This window comes from Microbispora bryophytorum, assembly GCF_043197435.1.
GTDB classification, from domain to species: domain Bacteria; phylum Actinomycetota; class Actinomycetes; order Streptosporangiales; family Streptosporangiaceae; genus Microbispora; species Microbispora bryophytorum.
Map to the genome: position 1 here is coordinate 63,255 of NZ_JBICTF010000015.1, position 21,407 is coordinate 84,661.

Genomic DNA, 21,407 nt, shown 5'->3' on the forward strand with positions numbered 1-21,407 from the left:
GCAAGCACATTCCGCCGAAAAGTCTTGTGATATGCGCCACATGGGTAAAGGGTGAAGAACACGCGCCCGCAGGACCGCGCAGAGATGTCACGGAGGTGAACCGCCGTGTCAGCCGCCGCCGCACGGTCCTGGAAGGGCGAGGCCCCCGGGCGCGGACAGCGACGGCACGAGCGGCCGGCGCGGGGTGCGTGCCACGTGCCCATCCCGACCGCTCAGAGATTCGGGAGGCGATGTGGCCGAAAGATCAACCGGCGCGACAACAGGGGCCGCGGGCAGGGCACCCGCGGCCGATCGGCCGGACATGGTGCGCAATGTCGTGCTGGTCGGCCATTCCGGGGCCGGGAAGACCACGCTGGTCGAGGCGCTGCTCGCGGAGACGGGCACCATCCAGCGTCCCGGCCGGGTCGAGGACGGCACGACGGTCAGCGACTTCGACGAGGTGGAGGTGCGCCAGCAGCGTTCCGTCAACCTGTCGGTCGCCCCCGTCGTTTACAACGGCATCAAAATCAATTTTCTGGACACCCCCGGGTACGCGGACTTCGTCGGCGACCTGCGGGCCGGGCTGCGCGCGGCCGACGCGGCGCTGTTCGTCGTCTCCGCGGCCGAGGGCGTGGACGGGCTCACCCGCATGCTCTGGGAGGAGTGCGCACTCGTCGGGATGCCCCGCGCCGTGGTCATCACCAAGATCGACCACCAGCGCGCCAACTTCGACGAGGTGCTCGCCACCTGCCAGGACGCGTTCGGCGACGGCGTGGCGCCGCTCTACCTGCCGGTGGACGGCACCGGGCTGCTCGGCCTGCTGTCGCATCGGCTGTTCGACTACAGCGGCGGGCGCCGGACCGAGCGGGAGCCGGACGCCGACCAGCTCGCGCTCATCGAGCAGTACCGCGGCGACCTCATCGAGGGGATCATCCAGGAGAGCGAGGACGAGTCCCTGATGGACCGCTACCTCTCCGGCGAGACGATCGACACCAAGGTGCTCATCGACGACCTGGAGAAGGCGGTCGCCCGGGCCGGCTTCTACCCGGTCCTCGCCACCGCGCCGGGTGTCGGCATGCTGGAGCTGCTGGAGATCGTCACTCAGGGCTTCCCGTCGCCTCTGGAGCACCCGCTGCCCAAGATCACCTCGATCGACGGCAAGCCGTGCAGGCAGATCACCGCCGATCCCGACGGCCCTCTCGTGGCCGAGGTCGTGAAGACCACGAGCGATCCGTACGTGGGACGGATCAGCCTGGTCCGGGTCTTCTCGGGCACACTGCGCCCGGACATGACGGTGCACGTCTCCGGTCACGGCCTGGCGGAGCGGGGGCACGAGGACCACGACGTCGACGAGCGGGTGGGCGCGCTGTCGTCGCCGCTCGGCAAGTCGCAGCGGACCCTGGGCAAGTGCGTCGCCGGGGACATCTGCGCGGTCGCCAAGCTGTCGCGGACCGAGACGGGCGACACGCTCTCGGACAAGGACGACCCGCTGCTGGTCGAGGCGTGGACCATGCCGGAACCGCTGCTGCCGGTCGCCGTCAGGGCCAGGTCGAAGGCCGACGAGGACAAGCTCAGCCAGGCCCTGAGCCGCCTGGTGGCCGAGGACCCGACCCTGCGGCTGGAGAACAACGCCGAGACCCGCCAGCTCGTGTTGTGGTGCATGGGTGAGGCGCACTCCGACGTCCTGCTCGACCGCCTGGCCAAGCGGCACGGGGTGGAGGTCGAGAAGATCGGCCTGCGCGTGCCCCTGCGGGAGACGTTCGCCGGCAAGGCGCAGGGCCTGGGGCGCAACGTCAAGCAGACCGGCGGCCACGGTCAGTACGCGATCTGCCACATCGAGGTCGAGCCGCTGCCGTCGGGCGGCGGGTTCGAGTTCGTGGACAAGATCGTGGGCGGCGTGGTGCCGAGGCAGTTCATCCCGTCCGTGGAGAAGGGCGTGCGGGCCCAGATGGAACGCGGGGTCGTCGCCGGCTATCCGATGGTCGACGTGCGCGTCACGCTCTACGACGGCAAGGCCCACTCGGTCGACTCCTCCGACATGGCCTTCCAGATCGCCGGTCAGCTCGCGCTCAAGGAGGCCGCGTCCAAGGTGGCGACGCACCTGCTCGAACCGGTGGACGAGGTGTCGGTGCTCGTGTCGGACGAGTACGTCGGAGCCGTGATGTCCGACCTGTCCTCCCGCCGCGGCAGGGTGCTCGGCACCGAGCCGGTCGGCACCGGCCGCACGCTGGTGCGCGCCGAGGTGCCGCAACTGGAGATCACGCGGTACTCGATCGACCTGCGGTCGCTGTCCCACGGGGCGGGCACGTTCAGCCGCTCCTTCCTTCGGTACGAGCCCCTGCCCGCCCACCTTGCCGACAAGGTGGCCGCGACGGGCGAGTAGCGGAGCGATTCGCAGCCCCGGCGGCCCGCCTCCCGGCCGCCGGGGTTTTCGCAGCTCACCCATGCCGTCGCCGACGCCGGGTTTCGCGCCTCCCGGGTAAGGGGAGCCCCAGAAGGTGCCCCGCGTCACGTCTGTATCACAAATTCATTTCGTTTTTCTGGCTAGACCGCTCTTTTGCCGATGTAAGACTTGTGGCCGGACTTACTGGCAAATCGGAGGGGTAGCCACGTGACCGAGCGGAGACAGGTCGTCCGCCCGCTGATCGCGACCACCGTCATCGCCGCCCTCGCCGTCGGAGCCGCCTACACGTTCGGTCCCGGCGCCCAGGCCGAGAAGGTCGGCGCCGAGAAGGACGGCCGTACGGCGGTGCCGAAGGCGACGCGGCAGCACGTCGACGCGGAGACTCTCACGGCGGCGGCCACCTGCGCCACCAGCGCGCAGTACCCCAAGCGCCAGCTTCGCGGCGTCTGGATCGCCACCGTGCACAATCTCGACTGGCCGTCGAAATCGGGTTTGTCACCCGATAGGCAGAAGGCCGAATATGTGAAACTCCTCGACAACGCGGTCACAAGGCATCTGAACGCGGTGTTCTTCCAGGTGCGGCCCGCCTCGGACGCGATCTACCGCTCGTCACTGGAGCCGTGGTCCCAGTGGCTCACTGGCACGGCCGGCCGGGACCCGGGCTGGGATCCGCTGCCGTTCCTCGTGGATGAGGCCCACAAGCGCGGCCTGCAGTTCCACGCGTGGTTCAACCCCTACCGGGCGGCCGACTCGGCCTCCTCGAAGCTGCCCGCCGGGCACCCGGCGCTGCTGCATCCCGACTGGACCGTCAAGCACGAGGGCAAGCTGTATTACAACCCCGGCCTGCCGCAGGTGCGCGACTGGGTGACCAAGGTCGTGACGGACGTCGTCAAGCGCTACGACGTCGACGGCGTCCACTTCGACGACTACTTCTACCCCTACCCCGGCCAGGGCACGCGCTTCGCCGACCAGGCCGCGTACAAGAAGTACGGCAAGGGCCTGACGCTGGCCGACTGGCGGCGGCGCAACGTGAACCAGCTCGTCGCCCAGGTCTCGCGGGCGGTCCACACGGCCAAGCCGTACACCGTCTTCGGGATCAGCCCGTTCGGCATCTGGCGCAACAAGAACGAGGACCCGGCCGGCTCGGCCACCAAGGGCATGTCGGCCTACGACTCGATCTACGCGGACGCCAAGGCGTGGATCAAGGCGGGCTCGGTCGACTACGTGATGCCCCAGCTCTACTGGCCCCGGGGATTCGCCGCCGCCGACTACTCCGTGCTCGCCAAGTGGTGGGCCGACGCGGTGAAGGGCACCGGCGTCGGCCTCTACATCGGGCAGGCGCTCTACCGGGTGGGCACCGCCGACACCCCGGCCTGGACCAAGGCGGGCGAGCTGCCCGCCCACCTCACGCTGAACCGCAGGTATCCGGAGATCTCGGGCGACGTCTACTTCAGCGCCGCGCAACTGGTGAAGAACCCGCTGGGCGTGCTCGACCGGATCGTGAAGAGCCACTACGCCCGCCCGGCGCTGCCGCCGGTGCTCAGGCAGGGGTCCGCACCCGCGGCCCCACGCGGGGTGAAGGCTGCCGGTGGGACGCTGATGTGGCAGGCCCAGCCGGGCGCCCAGTCATACGGGATCTACCGGGTGACGGGCAAGGACGCCTCCTGCGCCACGGCGGACGCGCGCAACCTGGTGGCCGTCGTGCCGGCGTCCCAGGCTCCGTCGTACGCCGCCCGCGGCCCCGGCGCCTATTACGTCACCGCCGTCGACCGCCTCGGCAACGAGAGCCCCGCGACCCGGGCCTGACCACCCGGGCCTGCCACCCGGGCCGCGGCCCTGCCTCCGCCGGAACGGGTCGCCGTGGATTGCTGCGCGGCCGTCAGCGGGTCCGATAGCGTGGTCGCGAGTTTTTTCAAGATCACGCACCGGGACTGCACGTACGGGGACTGCGTATACGGGCACTGGGGGTCGCCGGTGAGAGGCACGTGGATGAAGCGGGCGGTCGTCGCCGTGGTGTTCGGCGTGTCGGCCGTGGCCTCCGCTCCCGCGGCGTCCGCGTACGCCGGGCTCACCGCCGCGTCCGCCAGGCTCACCGCCGCGTCCGCCGGGCTCACCGCCGGACCGGCGACGGCGGCCGGTGAACGGGTCGTGCTCGTCGGAATCCCCGGCCTGATGTGGAGTGACGTCACCCCGGCCGACACCCCGAACCTCTGGCGGCTCGCCGGTGACTCCGCCGTCGGCTCCCTGTCGGTGCGAGCCGTGCGCAAGGACACCTGCCCGTACGATGCCTGGCTCACGGTCTCGGCCGGGGTGCGGTCGGCGGTGGGGGGAGCGTGCGGCATGGCCCCCACGCCGAAGGCCGACGGCGAGGGGGCGGTGATCCCCGAGTTCTCCTGGCTGTGGGAGGTGCGGGAGCAGCGCGAGGCGGGCACGCTCGGTCAGGCTCTGCACGCGGCCGGGCGGACGACGATGGCCGTCGGCCCGGGAGCGGCGCTCGCGCTGGCCGACCGCGAGGGCCGGGTGGACGTCTACGCCCCCTCCCCCGCCGAGGTCGCGCAGTGGACGCGCGGCGACGTGGTCGCCGTGGAGATCCCCGACCTCGTCGCGCCCTACGTCTCCGGCGACCGGCTGACCGACGTGCCCGAGCGCCTGCCCGCCGACGCGCGGCGGGCCGCCGCGCGGGCGGCCGACGCGAAGCTGGGCGCGTTCCTGCCGCGGCTCGGATCGGCGACGGTGCTGGTCGCCGGGCTCTCCGACCACGGTTCCGTCCCCCACCTCAGAACCGCGATGCTGCACGGCCACGGCAGTGATCTCGGCAGTGACCCCGGTAGTGACCCGAATGGCGGACCGGCGCGGACGCTCGGCGCCCGGTCCACCCACAGGGACAACATGATCATCCTGCCGGATCTCACCGCCACGATCCTGGCCAGGGCCGGGGTGGACGCTCCCCCGGCCGTCGTCGGCGTGCCGGTCGAGACCCACGCGACGGATGCGAACCTGGACGAACGTGTGGCGGCCCTGCGCACCGCCGACGTCGCCGGGCAGACCATCCGCGACACGACGGGCGTCTTCTTCACCACGCTCGCCGTGCTCCAGGTGGTCTTCTACGTCACCGCGTTCCTGCTGCTGCGCCGCCGCGACGGGCTGCCCGCCGTACGGGCCGCCGCCGTGGCGCTCGCCGCGATCCCCGTCTCGACCTATCTCGTCAACCTCACCCAGTGGGCCCGTACGGCACAGCCCGCCGTCATGCTCTTCGCCTCGATCGCGGCGATCGCCGTGGCGCTGACCGTGGCGGCCCTCGCGGGACCGTGGCGGCGCGGCGTGCTCGGGCCGCTGACGGTGATCGCGGCGGTGACCGCGGCCGTGCTGCTCGGCGACCTGCTGACCGGCACGCCCCTGCAGCTCAACAGCCTGATGGGCTACACGGGCGTGGTCGGCGCCCGCTACTACGGCCTCGGCAACATCCCCTTCGCGTTGCTCGCCACGGCCGTGCTGCTCGTCACCACGGCCGCCGCCGACCGGCTGGTCAGGGCGGGCCGCAAGACCGTCGCGGTGGCTCTGGTCGCCGCGCTCGGGGCCTTCGCGATGCTGCTCGACGGCTGGCCGGGCGTGGGCAGCGACTTCGGCGGCGTCATCGCCTTCGTCCCGGGCATCGCGGTCACCGCCCTGATCGTGGCGGGCAAGCGGGTGTCGATCGTCAAGCTGGGCGCGTTCTGCGCCGCGGGCGGCGTTCTGGTGATGGCCATCGCCTACCTCGACTACCTGCGCCCCCCGGCCAGCCAGACGCACCTGGGCCGCTTCGTGGGGCAGGTGGCCGACGGCACGTTCCTGCCGGTGATCTCCCGCAAGCTCGGCGCGATGCTCTCCACGCTGCTCAGCCCCAACCTGATGCCCGTGGTGATCACCGCGTTCGCGTTCCTCGTCTTCGCGCTGCTGCGGCCGGGGGCGGCGAGCGCCGGCGTCCTGCCGATCGCGTTCGAACGGGCGCCCATGCTCAGGGCGGGCCTGCTCGGCGCGCTCGTGAGCGGCCTGGTCGGCATGCTCGTCAACGACTCGGGGGCCGCGGTGCTGTCCATGGCCCTGGCTCTGGCCGTGCCGCTCGTCCTCAGCGCCGGCATCCGCGCCCTGCAGCACGGCGAGGCGGTCCTGCCCGCCGGATCGCCGGGCCCGGCCGCGAGCCCCGCGGCGGCCTGACGGCCGTCCGGGCAACCGGCTCGTGGCCGAGGAGCGGTCGGTCAGGAGGCGGGCCAGGCCTCGGCGAGCAGGTCGCGCGTGTCGCGCAGCAGTTGCGGCAGCACCCTGGTGTGCCCGACCACCGGCATGAAGTTGGTGTCGCCGCCCCACCGGGGCACCACGTGCTGGTGAAGGTGGGCGGCGATGCCCGCGCCCGCCACACCGCCCAGGTTCATGCCGACGTTGAAGCCCTGCGCCCCGCTCGCCTTGCGCAGCGCCTGCGTCGCGCGCTTGGTGAACTCGGCCAGCTCTGCCGTCTCGGGCCCGTCGAGGTCGGCGTAGTCGGACACGTGCCGGTAGGGGCACACCATCAGGTGCCCGGAGTTGTACGGATAGAGGTTGAGGACGGCGAAAACGGCCGATCCCCGGGCCACGATCAGCCCGTCCTCGTCGGGGAGCCGGGGAATCTCGCAGAACGGGCAGCCCTCATCCGCGCCGGACCCGCTGGGCTTGTTCTCGCCCTTGATGTAGGCCATCCGGTGCGGGGTCCACAGGCGCTGGAAGCTGTCGGGAATCCCGGCGCCCGCCTGCTCGATCGGCTCTGAATCCACGGCCGCGATCTCCTCCGCTCCCGTTGCCCCGGTGCGTTCAGCACTGGCAGCAGCATATGACCCCGCGGATCTCCTCTCACCGGCCGGGTTGCACCAGACTCTCGACCATCAGGGCCGCACCCACCCGGACTCTCGACCACCCAGACTCTCGACCACCCAGACTCTCGACCACCCGGACTCTGGACCACTCAGCCCACGACCACCGGGGCCGCGACCGACGGACACCGATATCCGCGGACACCGGACGGCTCGGGTGATCATCGGGCAGAATGCACGTGCCGGACGCCCACCCCCCGAGGAGCCGTCACATGAGCGAGGCCGCCGCCGTCGAGGAGCGAGTGGAAGACCAGACCGACGCGTACGCCGAGGGGAGCCTCGACGACCCGGCGGGCGTGGAGGCGGCCGTTCCGGCCGAGCCGGACCTCTCCCCGGAGACGCCGAGGCCCGGGACGCCGGCCGCCGACGTCCTCAAGGGCCGGATCAAGGTCGCCGACGAGGTGGTGGAGAAGGTGGCCGCGCTGGCCGCCCTTGAGATCCCCGGCGTGGCCGACCTGGGTGGCGACCTGGAGCGTGCCTTCGAATCCGTGCGCGACCGCATCGGCGTGGGGACCAAGCGGGCGACGCAGGGCGTGCAGGCCAGCATCCAGGACCGGCAGGTCTCGGTCGACGTGACCATCGTCATCGTGTACGGCCACGTGGTTATGGACGTCGCCACCGAGGTCAAGGTCAACGTGGCCAGGTCGGTGAGCCGGATGCTCGGCATGCGCGTGGTCGAGGTCAACGTGACCGTCGACGACGTCCGCCTCCCGGGTCAGGACGCTCCCACCGAGGATGCCCCGGCCGCCTGAGCCCGCCCGGTGTAGGCGCGGTGCCGGCCGGTGTCAGCGCGGTGCTGGCCCAGTGCCGGCCGGTGTCAGCCCGATATCGGCCCGGTGCCGGCCTGGTGCCGGCTGGTGTCCGGCCGGTGCCGCCGGAGGACCTTCCCACAGCCGCGAGATTCCCCCACGCTGCCGGGAGAAGCGAGAACGCGGGGGCCCCGGATGGGGGCCGCCCGCGTTCGCGACGATGACGGGTCAGACCTGGACGCGGCGGCGGACCGCGTCGACGATCTCGTCGATCGCCTGGTCGATCGGCACGCCGTTCTTCTGCTCGCCGTTGCGGTAGCGGAAGGACACCGCGCCGGCCGCGATGTCGTCGTCGCCCGCGAGCAGCATGTACGGCACCTTGGCCTTCTGGGCGTTGCGGATCTTCTTCTGCATGCGGTCGTCGCTCTCGTCGACCTCGATCCTGATGCCCTGCTCGCGCAGCCGCTTGGCGACGTCCTGCAGGTAGGGCGCGTGGGCGTCGGCGATCGGGATGCCGACCACCTGCACCGGGGCGAGCCACGCGGGGAACGCGCCCGCGTAGTGCTCGACCAGCACGCCGAAGAAGCGCTCGATCGATCCGAACAGCGCCCGGTGGATCATGACCGGTCGCTGCCGGGTGCCGTCGGGAGCCTGGTATTCGAGGTTGAAGCGCTCGGGCAGGTTGAAGTCGAGCTGGATGGTCGACATCTGCCAGGACCGGCCGATCGCGTCCCGGGCCTGAACGGAGATCTTGGGCCCGTAGAAGGCCGCGCCGCCCGGGTCGAGGACCAGCTCCAGCTTCTCGGACTCGGCCACCTCCCGCAGGGTCTGAGTGGCCTCCTCCCAGGTCTCGTCGCTGCCGACGAACTTCACCGGGTCCTTGGTGGAAAGCTCCAGGTAGAAGTCCTCCAGGCCGTAGTCGCGCAGCAGGTCGAGCACGAACCGCAGCAGCGAGGTGAGCTCGTCGCGCATCTGCTCGCGGGTGCAGTAGATGTGCGCGTCGTCCTGGGTCAGGCCGCGTACGCGGGTCAGGCCGTGCACCACGCCCGACTTCTCGTAGCGGTAGACCGTGCCGAACTCGAACAGCCGCAGCGGCAGCTCACGGTAGGACCGCCCGCGCGCCCTGAAGATCAGGTTGTGCATCGGGCAGTTCATCGGCTTGAGGTAGTAGCGCGCGCCCTCCAGCTCCATGGGAGGGAACATGCCGTCGGCGTACCAGTCGAGGTGGCCGGAGATCTTGTAGAGGTTGTCCTTCGTGATGTGCGGGGTGTTGACGAAGGAGTAACCCGCCTCCTCGTGCCTGCGGCGCGAGTAGTCCTCCATCACCCGGCGGATCACGCCGCCCTTGGGGTGGAACACCGGCAGGCCGGAGCCCAGCTCGTCCGGGAAGGAGAACAGGTCAAGCTCGGCGCCGAGCTTGCGGTGGTCGCGCTTCTCGGCCTCCTCCAGGAGCTTGAGGTACTCGTCCTGCTTCTCGCGGGTCTCCCAGGCGGTGCCGTAGATGCGCTGGAGCTGCGGGTTCTTCTCGCTGCCCCGCCAGTAGGCGCCGCCGGACCGCATGAGCTTGAAGGCCGGGATGACCCGGGTGCTCGGCAGGTGCGGCCCCCGGCACAGGTCCTTCCAGCACAGCTCGCCCGACTTGGCGTCGAGGTTGTCGTAGATGGTGAGCTGGCCGCCGCCGACCTCGACGTTCGCGCCGTCGGCCGCCTCGGCCGCGCCGCCCTTGAGCCCGATGAGCTCCAGCTTGTACGGCTCGGCGGCGAGCTCGGCGCGGGCCTCGTCGTCGCCGATCGGGCGGCGCCGGAAGGTCTGCCCCTGCTTGACGATCTCGCGCATGCGCTTCTCGATGCGCTTGAGGTCGTCGGGGGTGAACGGCTCGCGGACGTCGAAGTCGTAGTAGAAGCCGTTCTCGACCGGCGGGCCGATGCCGAGCTTGGCGTCGGGGAAGATCTCCTGGACGGCCTGGGCCATGACGTGCGCGGTGGAGTGGCGCAGGATGGCCCGGCCGTCGGGGCTGTCGATCGCGACCGGCTCGACCACGTCGCCCTCGGCGACCTCGGTGGCCAGGTCGCGCAGCTCGCCGTCGATCCGGGCGGCGATCACCGACCTGCCGTCGGCGCCGAGCGCCTCCCCGGCCGTCGTACCCGCCGCCACCACGCGCTCGGCTCCGGCGAGGGTGATGCGTATCTCAAGGGCGGCGGACACGGTGGCTCCTTAGGACAGGTCGGCGCATGGATCTCGGATGGCCGCGCGCCCGAGGCGGCGGCTCCGGTCGCATCCGATGCTACCGGTGCCGTCGCCCCCGAATGGCGGTGATGCGCCGCGTCCGCCGCCGTGCCCGCCGCCGTGCCCGCCAGCCATGCCCGCCGTCGGACTCGCCGCCGTCCCCGCTGCCGGACTCGCCTCCCGGAATCAGTAGGGCCACGTCCAGTCGCGGATCTCGGCGGGGTCCTCGCCGAACTCGCGGGTGTACGCGCGGGCGCGCAGCCGGGCGTCGGCCATGCGCTGACGCAGGTGGGCCGTCCTGCCGCCCAGGCCGGGCACCCGATCGATCACGTCCATCACCAGGTGGAAGCGGTCGATGTCGTTGAGCATCGCCATGTCGAACGGCGTGGTCGTGGTGCCCTCCTCCTTGTAGCCGCGCACGTGCAGGTTGTCGTGCCCGGTCCGCCGGTAGGTCAGGCGGTGGATCAGCCAGGGGTAGCCGTGGAAGTTGAAGATGACCGGCTTGTCCGTGGTGAACAGCGCGTCGAACTCGGCGTCGCTCATGCCGTGCGGGTGCTCGGAGGCCGGCTGCAGCCGCATGAGGTCGACCACGTTGATCACCCGGATCCGCAGTTCGGGCAGGTGCTCGCGCAGCAGCGCGGCGGCGGCCAGGGTCTCCAGCGTGGGCACGTCACCGGCGCAGGCGAGCACGACGTCGGGCTCGGCGCCCGCGTCGGTGGAGGCCCACTCGAGGATGCCCAGCCCGCGGGTGCAGTGGACGACCGCCTCGTCCATGCTCATCAGGTCGAGCACGGGCTGCTTGCCCGCCACGACGACGTTGACGTAGTCGCGCGAGCGCAGGCAGTGGTCGGCGACCGACAGCAGGGTGTTGGCGTCCGGCGGCAGGTAGACCCGGACGACCTCGGCCTTCTTGTTGAGGACGACGTCGAGGAAGCCGGGGTCCTGGTGGCTGAAGCCGTTGTGGTCCTGGCGCCAGACGTGGGAGGACAGCAGGTAGTTCAGCGAGGCGACCGGCCGCCGCCAGGGGATCTTGCGGGAGGACTCCAGCCACTTGGCGTGCTGGTTGAACATCGCGTCCACGATGTGGATGAACGCCTCGTAGCAGTTGAACAGCCCGTGGCGGCCGGTCAGCAGGTAGCCCTCCAGCCAGCCCTGGCACTGGTGCTCGCTGAGCACCTCCATGACCCTGCCCCGGGGGCCGAGGTTCTCGTCGGTCGGCAGCAGGGCGGCCTCCCACTCCTTGTCGGTCGCCTCGAAGACGGCCGACAGGCGGTTGGAGGCGGTCTCGTCCGGGCCGAGCAGCCGGAAGTTCGCAGGGTTGGCCGCGATGACATCGCGCAGGAACGCCCCGAGGACGCGGGTCGGCTCGCTGGAGGCGCTCGCCGGCGCCTTGACCTCGACCGCGTAGTCGCGGAAGTCGGGCAGCACGAGCGGGCGCAGCAGCTCCCCGCCGTTGGCGTGCGGGCTGGCGCTCATCCGCAGCGGCCCGTCCGGGACGGTCCGCGTGATGATCTCGACCGGACGTCCGTCGACGTCGAAGAGCTCTTCTGGCCGGTAGGAGCGCATCCACTCCTCCAGAGCCTCCAGCCGGTCGGGCCGGTTCCGCACGTCGGTCAGCGGCACCTGGTGGGCGCGCCACGTGCCCTCGACCGGGAGCCCGTCGACCTCGCGCGGCCCGGTCCAGCCCTTCGGCGTACGCAGGATGATCATCGGCAGCGGGCCGCGGTCGGCCATCTGCTCGAAGACGGTGTCGAGGGTCGCGGCCATGAGCTCGTGCATCTCCGCCGGTTCCTGGCCGGCGACGATGTGCGGGCGGTAGCCGTACCCCTCGAAGAGCTTGACCAGCTCGTCCTCCGGGATCCTGGCCAGCACGGCCGGATTGGCGATCTTGTAGCCGTTCAGGTGCAGGATCGGCAGGACCACCCCGTCGGTGTCCCGGTTGAGGAACTTGTTGGAATGCCAGCCGGTGGCGAGCGGGCCGGTCTCGGCCTCGCCGTCGCCGACGACGCAGGCCACCACCAGGCCGGGGTTGTCGAAGGCCGCGCCGTACGCGTGGGAGAGGGCGTAACCGAGCTCGCCGCCCTCGTGGATGGAGCCCGGCGTCTCGGGGGCGACGTGGCTGGGGATGCCACCGGGGAAGGAGAACTGGCGGAAGAGCCTGCGCATGCCCTCGGCGTCCTGGGTCACATGGGGGTAGCGCTCGGTGTAGGTGCCTTCGAGCCACGCGTGGGCGACCGCCGCCGGGCCGCCGTGACCGGGGCCGGCGATGTAGATCATGTCCTGGCCGCGCTCCCGGATGATCCGGTTGAGGTGCGCGAAGCAGAAGTTGAGCCCCGGCGTCGTGCCCCAGTGGCCGAGCAGCCGCGGCTTGACGTGCTCGGGGCTGAGCGGCTCGGTCAGCAGCGGGTTGTCCATCAGGTAGATCTGGCCGACGGACAGATAGTTCGCGGCCCGCCAGTAGGCGTCGATGTTCCCGTATGCGTCCATGCCCCTGACACTTTCCCAGCGGTGGCGGGTGAACCAGGGTCTTTCGCCCACAAAACAGCGTGCCCACCGACGGTAGTCTTGGCGCCATGCCCGGCACCCGATGGCTCGACGAGGAGGAGCAGCACACCTGGCGTTCCTACCTGCGGACCAGCCAGCTCCTGCAGGAGGCCCTCGAACGGCAGCTGCAGCGCGACTCGGGCATGCCGCACGCCTACTACATGATCCTGGTGGTCCTCTCCGAGTCGCCCGGGCGGACCATGACGATGACCGAGCTGTCGGCCATCCTCCAGTATTCGGTGAGCCGCCTGTCCCACGCCGTCTCCCGGCTGGAGGAGAAGGGCTGGGTGCGGCGGCTCAAGCGGCCGGAGGACCGGCGAACGACCGTCGCCGAGCTCACCGACGAGGGCTTCGCCGCGCTCGTGGAGGCGGCGCCGGGCCATGTCGAGGAGGTCCGCCGGGTGCTGTTCGACCCCCTCACCCCCGGTCAGGTGCGGCAGTTCGGTGAGATCCTCGACACGATCCTGTCGGCCTTCGAGTACCACAGGGCCGCGGAGGCCGAGGGTTCGCCCGCGCTCGACGCCGCCGCCCAGTGAGATACGGCCGCACCGACATCCGGCCGCAGCGAGATCCGGCCGCAGCGAGATCCGGCCGCACCGCGATCCGGCGCAGTGAGATCCGGCGCAGTGAGATCCGGCCGCAGCCGGTCTCGCGCGCGACATGGTCACGCCTGATCAGCGCAGCAGGAGATCGACGGCTACCTCCAGTCGTTCGAGGTAGACCTCCCGTGACGCGACCTGATGCTTGATTCCGATCGACGCGCTGATCATCGTCTGCGCGACAAGGGGAGCCGCCTCGCGTCCCGACGTGATGGCGACCGCGTCTGTGATCAGTTCCTCGAAACGTCGCCGCGGAGTCTCGATGATCTCTCCGAGGAGGTCGGGATTGTCCTCGATGACCATCGCGACATCGCTCGCCAGCGGGCCGATGTAGCGGCCTGCCCACTGATCGAACGCTTCGACGAGACGCTCCGAAAGGGGTCGGCCGGTGTCGGCCAGGACGTGTTCGACCGCTGTGATATCGCGATTCAGGGCCTGGGTGACCGCCGCACGGAACAGAGTCTCCTTCGAGGAGAAGAGGAAATAGAGCCCGGGGCGCGAGATGCCCGCCGCACGCGCGACCTCCTCCATCGAGGTCTTCCGGTAACCGAATCGCGCGAACGTGACCATCGCGGAGTCCAGAACCGTGATCCGACGATCGGTATCGGCGACTGTCGACGGCGGGTGACCGACCTCGGGACTGCTCATGAAACGAGCATACGAGCCAGCGGCGCACTATACAAAACCCGTCTAGTGTGTATAGTCACCGCCATGACCATGCGCGAACTCATCACTACACCCTTCACCTCCTCCAGCACCGCGGACGAGGTGCTGCGCGGCGTCGACCTCACCGGGGTCCGCGCGATCGTGACCGGAGGTTCCTCCGGAATCGGCGCCGAGACCGCTCGTGCGCTGACCTCCGCCGGAGCGGAGGTAACGCTCGCCGTTCGGAACACGACCGTGGGCGACGCCGTCGCCGACACGATCGCGAAGTCGACCGGACGGATCCGGCCCCGAGTCGTCCGGCTCGACCTCGCCGACAGAAGCACCGTCACGCGATTCGTCGACGCATGGAACGGTCCACTCCATCTGCTGATCAACAACGCGGGCGTGGTCACCGGTGGCCTCGAACGTACGCGTGAGGGCTGGGAGCTGCAGTTCGCGACGAACCATCTCGGCCACTTCGCCCTCGCCACCGGCCTGCACGACGCCCTGGCCCTGGGAGCGGCCGACCGTGATGGAGCACGGATCGTCTCGGTCAGTTCGACCGCGCACATGCGTTCCGGCATCGACTTCGACGACCTCCACTTCGAGCGTCGCGGCTACGACCCGCAGATCGCCTACGCCCAGTCGAAGACGGCGAACTCTCTTTTCGCCGTCGAGGCGACTCGCCTCTGGGCCTCCGACGGCATCATCGCCAATGCGGTGAACCCCGGCGGTGTCGCGACGGGACTGCAGCGCAACTTCACCGCGCGGCAGAAGGCATCGCTCGACGCGGCCGAGGCCGCCGGAATCTTCACCTACAAAACGGTCGAGCAGGGAGCCGCCACCAGCATCGTCGCGGCCGTCGCCCCGGAGTTCGCCCACTTCGGAGGCCACTACCTCGACGACTCACAAGAGGCTTACACCGTGCCGGACGACGCCGACCTCGCCCAGCACCCGCACGGCGTCAAGGAATGGGCGCTCGACCCCACTGCCGCCAAGCGCCTCTGGACGGTCTCGACCGACCTGCTCCGCGTCTGACCTCTCGACGCCGCAGCAACCGACAGGAGTCAGCCTGCGTGGCTTCGAAGCACCAGTCAGCAGGCCGGACCGGCCTACGACCGGAGTGGCTCGCAGGTAGGTCCGCCACCCCGGCATCCCGGGCTCCCCGTCTGCGGAGCCGCCCTGCGCCGGCACATCCACGACAGCCCCGCGCCGGTCATCGCAGGACGCGGATGCTCATCCCCACCGGGTGCCGGTGGATGCGATCGGCTGACCCTCAGACCTTCGGGTTGTGCCGCGCTTCCGGGTTGTGCCGGGCGATGGCGGCGTTGAGCGCGGTGGCGAAGACCGTCCACCCGGCGTACGGCAGCAGCAGAAGCCCGGCCGTGCGGTCCTGCCGAAGGAGGCGGCGGGTCAGCAGCGCGTTCGACACGTTGAGCGCGAGGATCTCCGCGAGCGCGAGGCGGGGGTTGCGGGCCTTGAAGAAGAGCGGCGGCCAGGCCGCGTTGAGCGCCAGGTTGGCGGCGAGCGCACGCCGCAGGGCCGGCCGGGAGCCGTCGTCCCCGTGCGACAGCGCCCGGGCGGAGGCGTAGGCGATCGTCGCGTACAACGGCGTCCAGACCAGGCCGAACGCCTTCGGCGGCGGCTGCCAGGAGGGCTTGCGCAGGCGGGCGTACCAGCCGGAGCGGGCGTCGGTGGACAGGCCGCCGACCGCGGCGGTCGCGGTCACCGCGAGGGCCGTCCGCACTAGCGTCTTCTTCGATGTGCGCCTCATGCGTCCTCTTTCTTCCCCCTCGTCCGCACTCATGCGGGAACGGGGTTACTCCTTGGGCCCCGTGGTCAGGCTGCCGGCCGCAGCAGGGTGGACAGGCGGTGCAGGCCGCGGGCCGTGCGCGCCTTGACCGTGCCGAGCGGGACCCGCAGGTGCTCGGCGATCTCCCGTTGTGTCAGGTCTCCGTAGTAGGCCAGCTCGATCGCCTGGCGCTGCACCTGCGGCAGCGAGGCCAGCGCTCGGCGGATCCGGTCGCGGTCGGCGAACTGGTCGCCGTCCAGCCGGCCGTCGCGCCCCGCCGGGTCGGGGACCGCCTCCAGCGGCACCGTCGCCGGGGCCCGCGCCCGCAGGTGGTCCACCGCCCGGTTGCGGGCGATGCCGAGCAACCAGGCCGGCAGGCTGCGGCCCGGGTCGAAGCGGTGCCGGAAGCGCCACACCTCGGTGAAGACGACCTGCATGACGTCCTCCACGTCCTGAGGTGGCACGAGTTTGCGCAGGTAGGAGCGCACGGCCGGCGAGTGCACCCGGTAGCACTCCCCCAGCGCTCCCGTGTCCCCCGCGGCGAGGCGGAACTCCAGGGTCTCCTCCATCAGCCCCCCTTGGGCAGAAGACTCGGCGAAAACTTATTCAAAACCTATTCATAGCTGCCCGCGCTGGCAGCGGACAACCATGGGGGCCGAACACCGGATCAAAGATGCGCCAAAGAGGGCGAATCACCGCAGAGTGGTCATTACCGCCGACAGGGCGTCACGAAACGTGTTCACCCGGATGACATGCGTGGGCAGGCCGTCGCGCCACCCGGGGCCGCCGACCACGACACGGCAGGCGGGACGGAGCCCCGGCAGACCGGCCAGCGGGGTCGGATCGCCCGTCTCCCGCAGCTGCGACCACACGAACACCGCCGCGGGACCGAGGCGCCGCATCGCGTCCGCCAGCGTGGTGTACGGCGTGCGCGCCCCGAGCACGCGGGTCTCCACCCCGAGCACGCCGAGCGCGGCGGCCAGCGCGTGGATCGGCAGCGCGTGCTGCTCCTCCTCCGCAGCGGCCAGCAGGACAGGACGGGGATGCACGGGCGAGGGCACACGCGCGGAGAACCGCGCCAGTGCGGCCTGGAGCCGGTCGGAGAACAGGTGCTCGACGTCGATCCCGGCTCCGGTGTCCTGCTGCCTGCGGGTGACGGCCGCGAACACCGGCAGCACGAGCCGCTCCCACGTCCACATCACGCCGTGCGCGGCCAGCGCCGCGTCCAGTCCCGCGTCCACCGTCTCGGTGTCCAGCACCGTCACCGCGCGGGCCAGCATCGCCGCCGACAGCAATCCGATGTCGGCGGCCGGCCGTACGGCGGAGGCGGACGGCCCGGCGGGCTCCGGCCGTCCGGGCGACTCCGTTGACCCGGCCCCCTCCCGGGCCGGGGCGGACGCCGCCCGCTCCCCCGGCGCGGGCCTAAGCCGCAGCGCCTGCCTGGCGGCGTCGGCCGGCGGCATCCCGGCGCGGATCAGCCGGTTCATCTCCTCCAGGCGGCGCAGGTCCGCGTCGTCGTAGCGCCGGTGCCCGCCGGGGCTGCGCCTGCTGGGGCCGATGCCATACCTGAGATTCCACGTGCGCAGCGTGGACGCGGGCACGCCGAGCCGGCGGGAGACGGCCCCGATGCCGTAGCCCGGCTCCTCTTCGGCGGCCGCGTTCTCCCCGGCCCCCGACCCGCCCTCGCGCGTCACGTGCTCACCCCGTGTCCATCCGGTCGTCGCCACGCCTTCCGCGCCCGGCGCCCGTGCCCGGCCCTGACCGTGTTTCGGCCCTGACCGTGTTTCGGCCCGGGGGCCTTGCCCGGATGCAACCGCCGGAGCGGGCGGGCGCGAAAACTCTACTGACGGCGCCGCCGATCACCGTAACGATCGAAGGAGCAGTGCGCATGCTGACGTTGACCCGCGAGAGCGGCGGCGTTCGGGACGACCCGCGGGAGCCGTTCGATCGCCACCTTTCCGGCCTGTTCGACCACGCCCTGGACGAGCTGCTCCGGCGCGAGCTGAGCCGGTTGTCCTTCCTTGGCGCCGACGACCGGGAGGTGCTGCGACGTCACCTCGCCGACTTCGTCGCTCGCGGCGGCAGGCGGCTGCGGCCGGCGTTCGTGTACTGGGGTCACCGGGCCTGCGGCGGCTCACCCGACGACCTCGGGGCCGTGCTGGCGGCGGGCTGCTCGATCGAGCTCCTCCACGCGTGCGCGCTGATCCTCGACGACGTGATGGACGAGTCGCCCCTCAGGCGCGGCCGGACGACCGCCCACCTGGCGCTCGCCGAGCGTCACCGGGAGCTCGGCTGGGCCGGGTCGTCGCAGCGGTTCGGGGAGTCGGCCGCCATCCTGCTCGGCGTGCTCGCCTTCACCTGGGCCGACTCCGCGCTGCTGGCCGACCGCCGCAGGCTGGCCGACGCCCTGGAGGTCTTCACCCAGCTCCGCGTCGAGCTGATCGCCGGGCAGTACCTCGACCTGACCTGCGCCGCCCGGGGGGGCGGCGACCACCGGGAGGCACTGCTGATCTCGACGTACAAGTCGGGCAGGTACACGGTGGAACGGCCGCTGCACCTCGGTCACGCCATCGCCGGTGGCGACCCGGGGCTACGCCGGGTCCTCAGCGCGTACGCCCTCCCGCTGGGCGAGGCGTTCCAGCTCCGCGACGACGTCCTCGGCGTCTTCGGCGACCCGGCGCGGACCGGGAAGCCGGCCGGGGCCGACCTGCTGCAGGGCAAGCGGACCTACCTGCTGACGCTGGCGCGCGAACGCGCGGACGGCCCGGGAGCGGCGCTGCTGGACGCACTGCCGGGCACGGGCGAGGCGCGGCCGGACCGCCTGGCCGCGGCCCGGGAGGTGATCGTCGCGACCGGCGCGCTGGAGGCGGTCGAGCGGCGCATCCGCGACCTGACCGAGTCCGCGGGCGAGGCGCTCTCCGGGGCGGACATCCCCGCGGACGCCCGGACGGCCCTGCTCGGCCTCGCCCTCCGCCTGGCCCAGCCCCACCCCGCGGCCGAGCCCCACCCAGCAGCTCGGCCCGACCACACGACTCGGCCCGGCCAGGCCGGAAACGCGGCCTCTCCCGGCCCCGCCCCTCAGGCCGGCTCCGCCGAGCCCGCCGCCGGCGGGGCGGCCTGATGACCGCGGGCGGGCCGGTCGTGGTGATCGGCGCCGGGCTGGGCGGTCTGTCCGCCGCGATGCGCCTGGCCGGGGCGGGCCGTGAGGTGACGGTCGTGGAGGCCTCCGACGTGCCGGGCGGCTGCTGCGGCACGGCGACCCTGGGCTCCCACCGCTTCGACACCGGCCCCTCGGTGCTGACCATGCCGGGGGTGCTGGCCGACACCTTCGCCGCCGCCGGACAGGACATGGAGCGCTGGCTGCCGCTGCGGCGGCTCGACCCGTACTACCGGCTGACCTTCCACGACGGTTCGCGGCTCGACGTGGTGGCGGGTGCCGACGCGATGGCCGAGCAGGTGCGGGAGCTGTGCGGGCCCGAAGAGGCCCGGCGCTACCAGCGGTTCCGGCGCCTGCTCGGAGAGATGTTCGAGGCCGAGTGGGGCGCGTTCATCGACCGGGACATGACCCGGCTGCGGGCGCTGGCCCGGCCGTACGCGCTGGCGCGGCTGGCCGCGCTCGGCGGCTTCCGCCGGCTGGACGGGCTCGTGCGGCGTCACCTCACCGACGAGCGGCTGATCAGGGCGCACACCTTCCAGGCGCTGTACGTCGGCCTGTCGCCGCGCCGCGCCCTCGGCGTGTACGCGGTGATCGCGCACATGGACACGGTCGGCGGGGTCTACTTCCCCAGGGAGGGCGGCATGCACGCCGTCCCCCGGGCCATGGCCGCCGCCGCGGAGAAGGCCGGGGCGGTCTTCCGGTACGGCGTGCGGGCCACGCGGATCGAGACCGACGGCGCGGGGGTCGTCGCCGTCCGCCTCGCCACCGGCGAACGGCTCGCCGCCCGGCACGCCGTGGTGGCCTGCGACCTGGTCCGGGCGCAGGGCCGGCGGGGCGGCGACGGCCTGCTGCCGGAGGAGGCGGCCGACTGGCGGCTGCGGCGGCCCCGCTTCTCCCCCTCCTGCCTGGTGGTGCACTTCGCGCTCGACCGGCGTCCGGAGGGCCAGGCCCATCACACCCTGCACTTCGGGCGGGAGTGGGAGTCGACGTTCGCGGCTCTGGAGGCGGGCAGGCCGCAATCGGACCCGAGCCTGCTGGTGACCTGTCCCGATAACCACGGGCCCGATAACCACGGGCCAGACAACCACGGGCCAGACAACCACGGACCACACGACCACGGGCCGGGCGACGGCGGCCCCGCCGTGCTCAGCGTGCTGGAACCCACCGCGAACACGCGGGGCGGCGCCGACTGGACCGCCCTCACCCCCCGCCTCGTGGACCGCATGCTGAGCCGGCTCGCCGACCTCGGATACGGCGACCTGTCCGCCACGCCCCGGCTGGTGCTCGATCCCCCCGCCTGGCGGCGGCGCGGCCACTCGGCCGGCACGCCCTTCGCACTCGACGCCCGGTTCACCCAGACCGCGTGGTTCCGCCCGTCCGGCGCGGCCAGGCGGGTCCCCGGACTTCACTTCGCCGGCATGTACACGGCACCCGGGGTCGGGGTGCCGCCCGTGCTGATCTCCGGCCGTCTGGCCGCCGAACGTATCCTGGAGAGCGCCCCATGAGCACGCTGAGCACGCCATCCCGGGCGCCGGCCGCGACGCTGACGGCCGGCTACGAGCGGTGCCGCAGGTTGCACGCGAGCTACGGCCGCTCCTACTACCTGGCCACCCGCCTGCTGCCCGCGTGGAAACGACCGCACGTCCACGCGTTGTACGGCTTCGCCCGCTACGCCGACGAGATCGTGGACTCGCTCGCGATGACCGGCGACCGCGCCGCGGCGCTGGAGCGCCTGTCCTCCCGGCTCGCCGCCGCGCTCGACGGCGAGCGCGTCCACGATCCGGTGCTCCCCGCGTTCACGCACACGGTGCGGGCGTTCGGGATCGACCAGGCCGACGTGCGGGCGTTCCTCGCGTCCATGCGCGCCGACCTGACCGTGGACCGGTACGCGACCTACGACGACCTGCTGGGATACATGGAGGGGTCGGCGGCGGTCATCGGGACGATGATGCTGCCGGTGCTGGAGGCACTGCCGGGCGAGGATGCGCGGGCCCGCGAGCCCGCCCGCCAGCTCGGGCTGGCCTTCCAGCTCACGAACTTCATCCGCGACGTCCGGGAGGACCTGGCGCGGGGCCGCATCTACCTGCCGCTGTCGGATCTCGAGAAGTTCGGCGTGACCGAGGCCGATCTGGCCGCGCCGTACGCCACGCCGGCCGTGCGGGAGCTGGTGGCCTACGAGTGCGACCGCGCCCGCGACCACTACCGGCGGGCCCGCGACGGGATCGCGCTGCTCGCGCCGTCGTCCCGGCCGTGCATCACCGCCGCGTACGAGCTGTACGGCGGCATCCTGGACGAGGTCGAGGCGGCCGGGCACGACGTGCTGGTGAGGCGGGCCGCGGTGCCCCGGCGGCGCCGGCTCGCGATCTTCGTCCGGCACCTGCTCGCCGCGCGTTCCGCCGTGCGGGCCGAGCGCCGGGTGGGGGTGGCCTGAC

16 protein-coding genes are annotated in these 21,407 nt (G+C 71.9%); 9 read left to right on the forward strand and 7 right to left on the reverse strand.

The genetic code is table 11. The annotated features are described in order from the left end of the window. The first annotated feature begins 232 nt into the window (after positions 1–232). From ACGFIB_RS35220 to ACGFIB_RS35230, 3 genes are all read left to right on the forward strand, one after another. Complete coding sequence (locus ACGFIB_RS35220; protein WP_357264991.1) at positions 233–2,362, forward strand: elongation factor G-like protein EF-G2; 2,130 nt, start codon at positions 233–235, stop codon at positions 2,360–2,362. Positions 2,363–2,590: 228 nt separating this feature from the next. Beyond that, positions 2,591–4,189, forward strand: coding sequence for a glycoside hydrolase family 10 protein (locus ACGFIB_RS35225; protein ID WP_393377704.1), 1,599 nt, complete (start codon positions 2,591–2,593; stop codon positions 4,187–4,189). A 168-nt stretch (positions 4,190–4,357) separates the two neighbouring features. Next, on the forward strand, positions 4,358–6,577 hold the full coding sequence (locus tag ACGFIB_RS35230) for a hypothetical protein (RefSeq protein WP_393377707.1): 2,220 nt from the start codon (positions 4,358–4,360) through the stop codon (positions 6,575–6,577). A 41-nt stretch (positions 6,578–6,618) separates the two neighbouring features. Here the strand turns inward: ACGFIB_RS35230 and ACGFIB_RS35235 are convergent, their stop codons facing one another. Continuing rightward, positions 6,619–7,167, reverse strand: a complete 549-nt coding sequence (locus ACGFIB_RS35235; protein ID WP_357250974.1) for an HIT family protein — start codon at positions 7,165–7,167, stop codon at positions 6,619–6,621. Between the two features lie 308 nt (positions 7,168–7,475). Here ACGFIB_RS35235 and ACGFIB_RS35240 point away from each other — a divergent pair, with 308 nt between their 5' ends. Further along, positions 7,476–8,015: an Asp23/Gls24 family envelope stress response protein gene (locus ACGFIB_RS35240; protein WP_393377710.1), complete on the forward strand. Its 540-nt coding sequence runs from the start codon at positions 7,476–7,478 to the stop codon at positions 8,013–8,015. Between the two features lie 225 nt (positions 8,016–8,240). On the opposite strand, the gene thrS is transcribed toward ACGFIB_RS35240, so the two are convergent. Both thrS and ACGFIB_RS35250 read right to left on the reverse strand, forming a co-directional pair. Continuing rightward, complete coding sequence (thrS, locus tag ACGFIB_RS35245; RefSeq protein WP_357250980.1) at positions 8,241–10,217, reverse strand: threonine--tRNA ligase; 1,977 nt, start codon at positions 10,215–10,217, stop codon at positions 8,241–8,243. Between the two features lie 207 nt (positions 10,218–10,424). Then, entirely contained in the window at positions 10,425–12,725 is a 2,301-nt protein-coding gene (locus ACGFIB_RS35250) for a phosphoketolase family protein (protein ID WP_357265001.1), read from the reverse strand. Positions 12,726–12,811: 86 nt separating this feature from the next. Between ACGFIB_RS35250 and ACGFIB_RS35255 the strand changes: the two genes are divergently transcribed. Next, on the forward strand, positions 12,812–13,318 hold the full coding sequence (locus ACGFIB_RS35255) for a MarR family winged helix-turn-helix transcriptional regulator (RefSeq protein WP_357265003.1): 507 nt from the start codon (positions 12,812–12,814) through the stop codon (positions 13,316–13,318). A 138-nt stretch (positions 13,319–13,456) separates the two neighbouring features. On the opposite strand, the gene ACGFIB_RS35260 is transcribed toward ACGFIB_RS35255, so the two are convergent. Further along, positions 13,457–14,029, reverse strand: a complete 573-nt coding sequence (locus tag ACGFIB_RS35260; RefSeq protein ID WP_357250989.1) for a TetR/AcrR family transcriptional regulator — start codon at positions 14,027–14,029, stop codon at positions 13,457–13,459. Positions 14,030–14,092: 63 nt separating this feature from the next. Here ACGFIB_RS35260 and ACGFIB_RS35265 point away from each other — a divergent pair, with 63 nt between their 5' ends. Further along, entirely contained in the window at positions 14,093–15,064 is a 972-nt protein-coding gene (locus ACGFIB_RS35265; RefSeq protein ID WP_393377714.1) for an SDR family NAD(P)-dependent oxidoreductase, read from the forward strand. A 238-nt stretch (positions 15,065–15,302) separates the two neighbouring features. Here the strand turns inward: ACGFIB_RS35265 and ACGFIB_RS35270 are convergent, their stop codons facing one another. The 3 genes from ACGFIB_RS35270 to ACGFIB_RS35280 all read right to left on the reverse strand — a co-directional run bounded on the left by ACGFIB_RS35270 (position 15,303) and on the right by ACGFIB_RS35280 (position 17,512). Continuing rightward, on the reverse strand, positions 15,303–15,800 hold the full coding sequence (locus ACGFIB_RS35270) for a TspO/MBR family protein (RefSeq protein ID WP_393377717.1): 498 nt from the start codon (positions 15,798–15,800) through the stop codon (positions 15,303–15,305). 65 nt (positions 15,801–15,865) lie between these two features. Then, positions 15,866–16,387 carry an RNA polymerase sigma factor gene (locus ACGFIB_RS35275; protein ID WP_393377718.1) on the reverse strand — a complete coding sequence of 174 codons (522 nt, stop codon included), beginning with the start codon at positions 16,385–16,387 and terminating at the stop codon, positions 15,866–15,868. 123 nt (positions 16,388–16,510) lie between these two features. After that, a complete protein-coding gene (locus tag ACGFIB_RS35280; protein ID WP_393377720.1) occupies positions 16,511–17,512 on the reverse strand; it encodes a MerR family transcriptional regulator in 1,002 nt (333 codons plus the stop codon). A 194-nt stretch (positions 17,513–17,706) separates the two neighbouring features. Between ACGFIB_RS35280 and ACGFIB_RS35285 the strand changes: the two genes are divergently transcribed. From ACGFIB_RS35285 to ACGFIB_RS35295, 3 genes are read left to right on the forward strand one after another with little or no spacing between them, the layout of a single operon-like run. After that, positions 17,707–18,939 carry a polyprenyl synthetase family protein gene (locus ACGFIB_RS35285; RefSeq protein WP_393377722.1) on the forward strand — a complete coding sequence of 411 codons (1,233 nt, stop codon included), beginning with the start codon at positions 17,707–17,709 and terminating at the stop codon, positions 18,937–18,939. Then, a complete protein-coding gene (locus ACGFIB_RS35290) occupies positions 18,939–20,480 on the forward strand; it encodes a phytoene desaturase family protein (RefSeq protein WP_393377724.1) in 1,542 nt (513 codons plus the stop codon). The genes ACGFIB_RS35285 and ACGFIB_RS35290 overlap by 1 nt, the downstream gene beginning before the upstream one ends. Next, the gene (locus ACGFIB_RS35295; protein WP_357251009.1) at positions 20,477–21,406 is read left to right on the forward strand and encodes a phytoene/squalene synthase family protein; all 930 of its coding nucleotides are present in this window, start codon (positions 20,477–20,479) and stop codon (positions 21,404–21,406) included. The genes ACGFIB_RS35290 and ACGFIB_RS35295 overlap by 4 nt, the downstream gene beginning before the upstream one ends. Position 21,407: the final 1 nt, after the last annotated feature.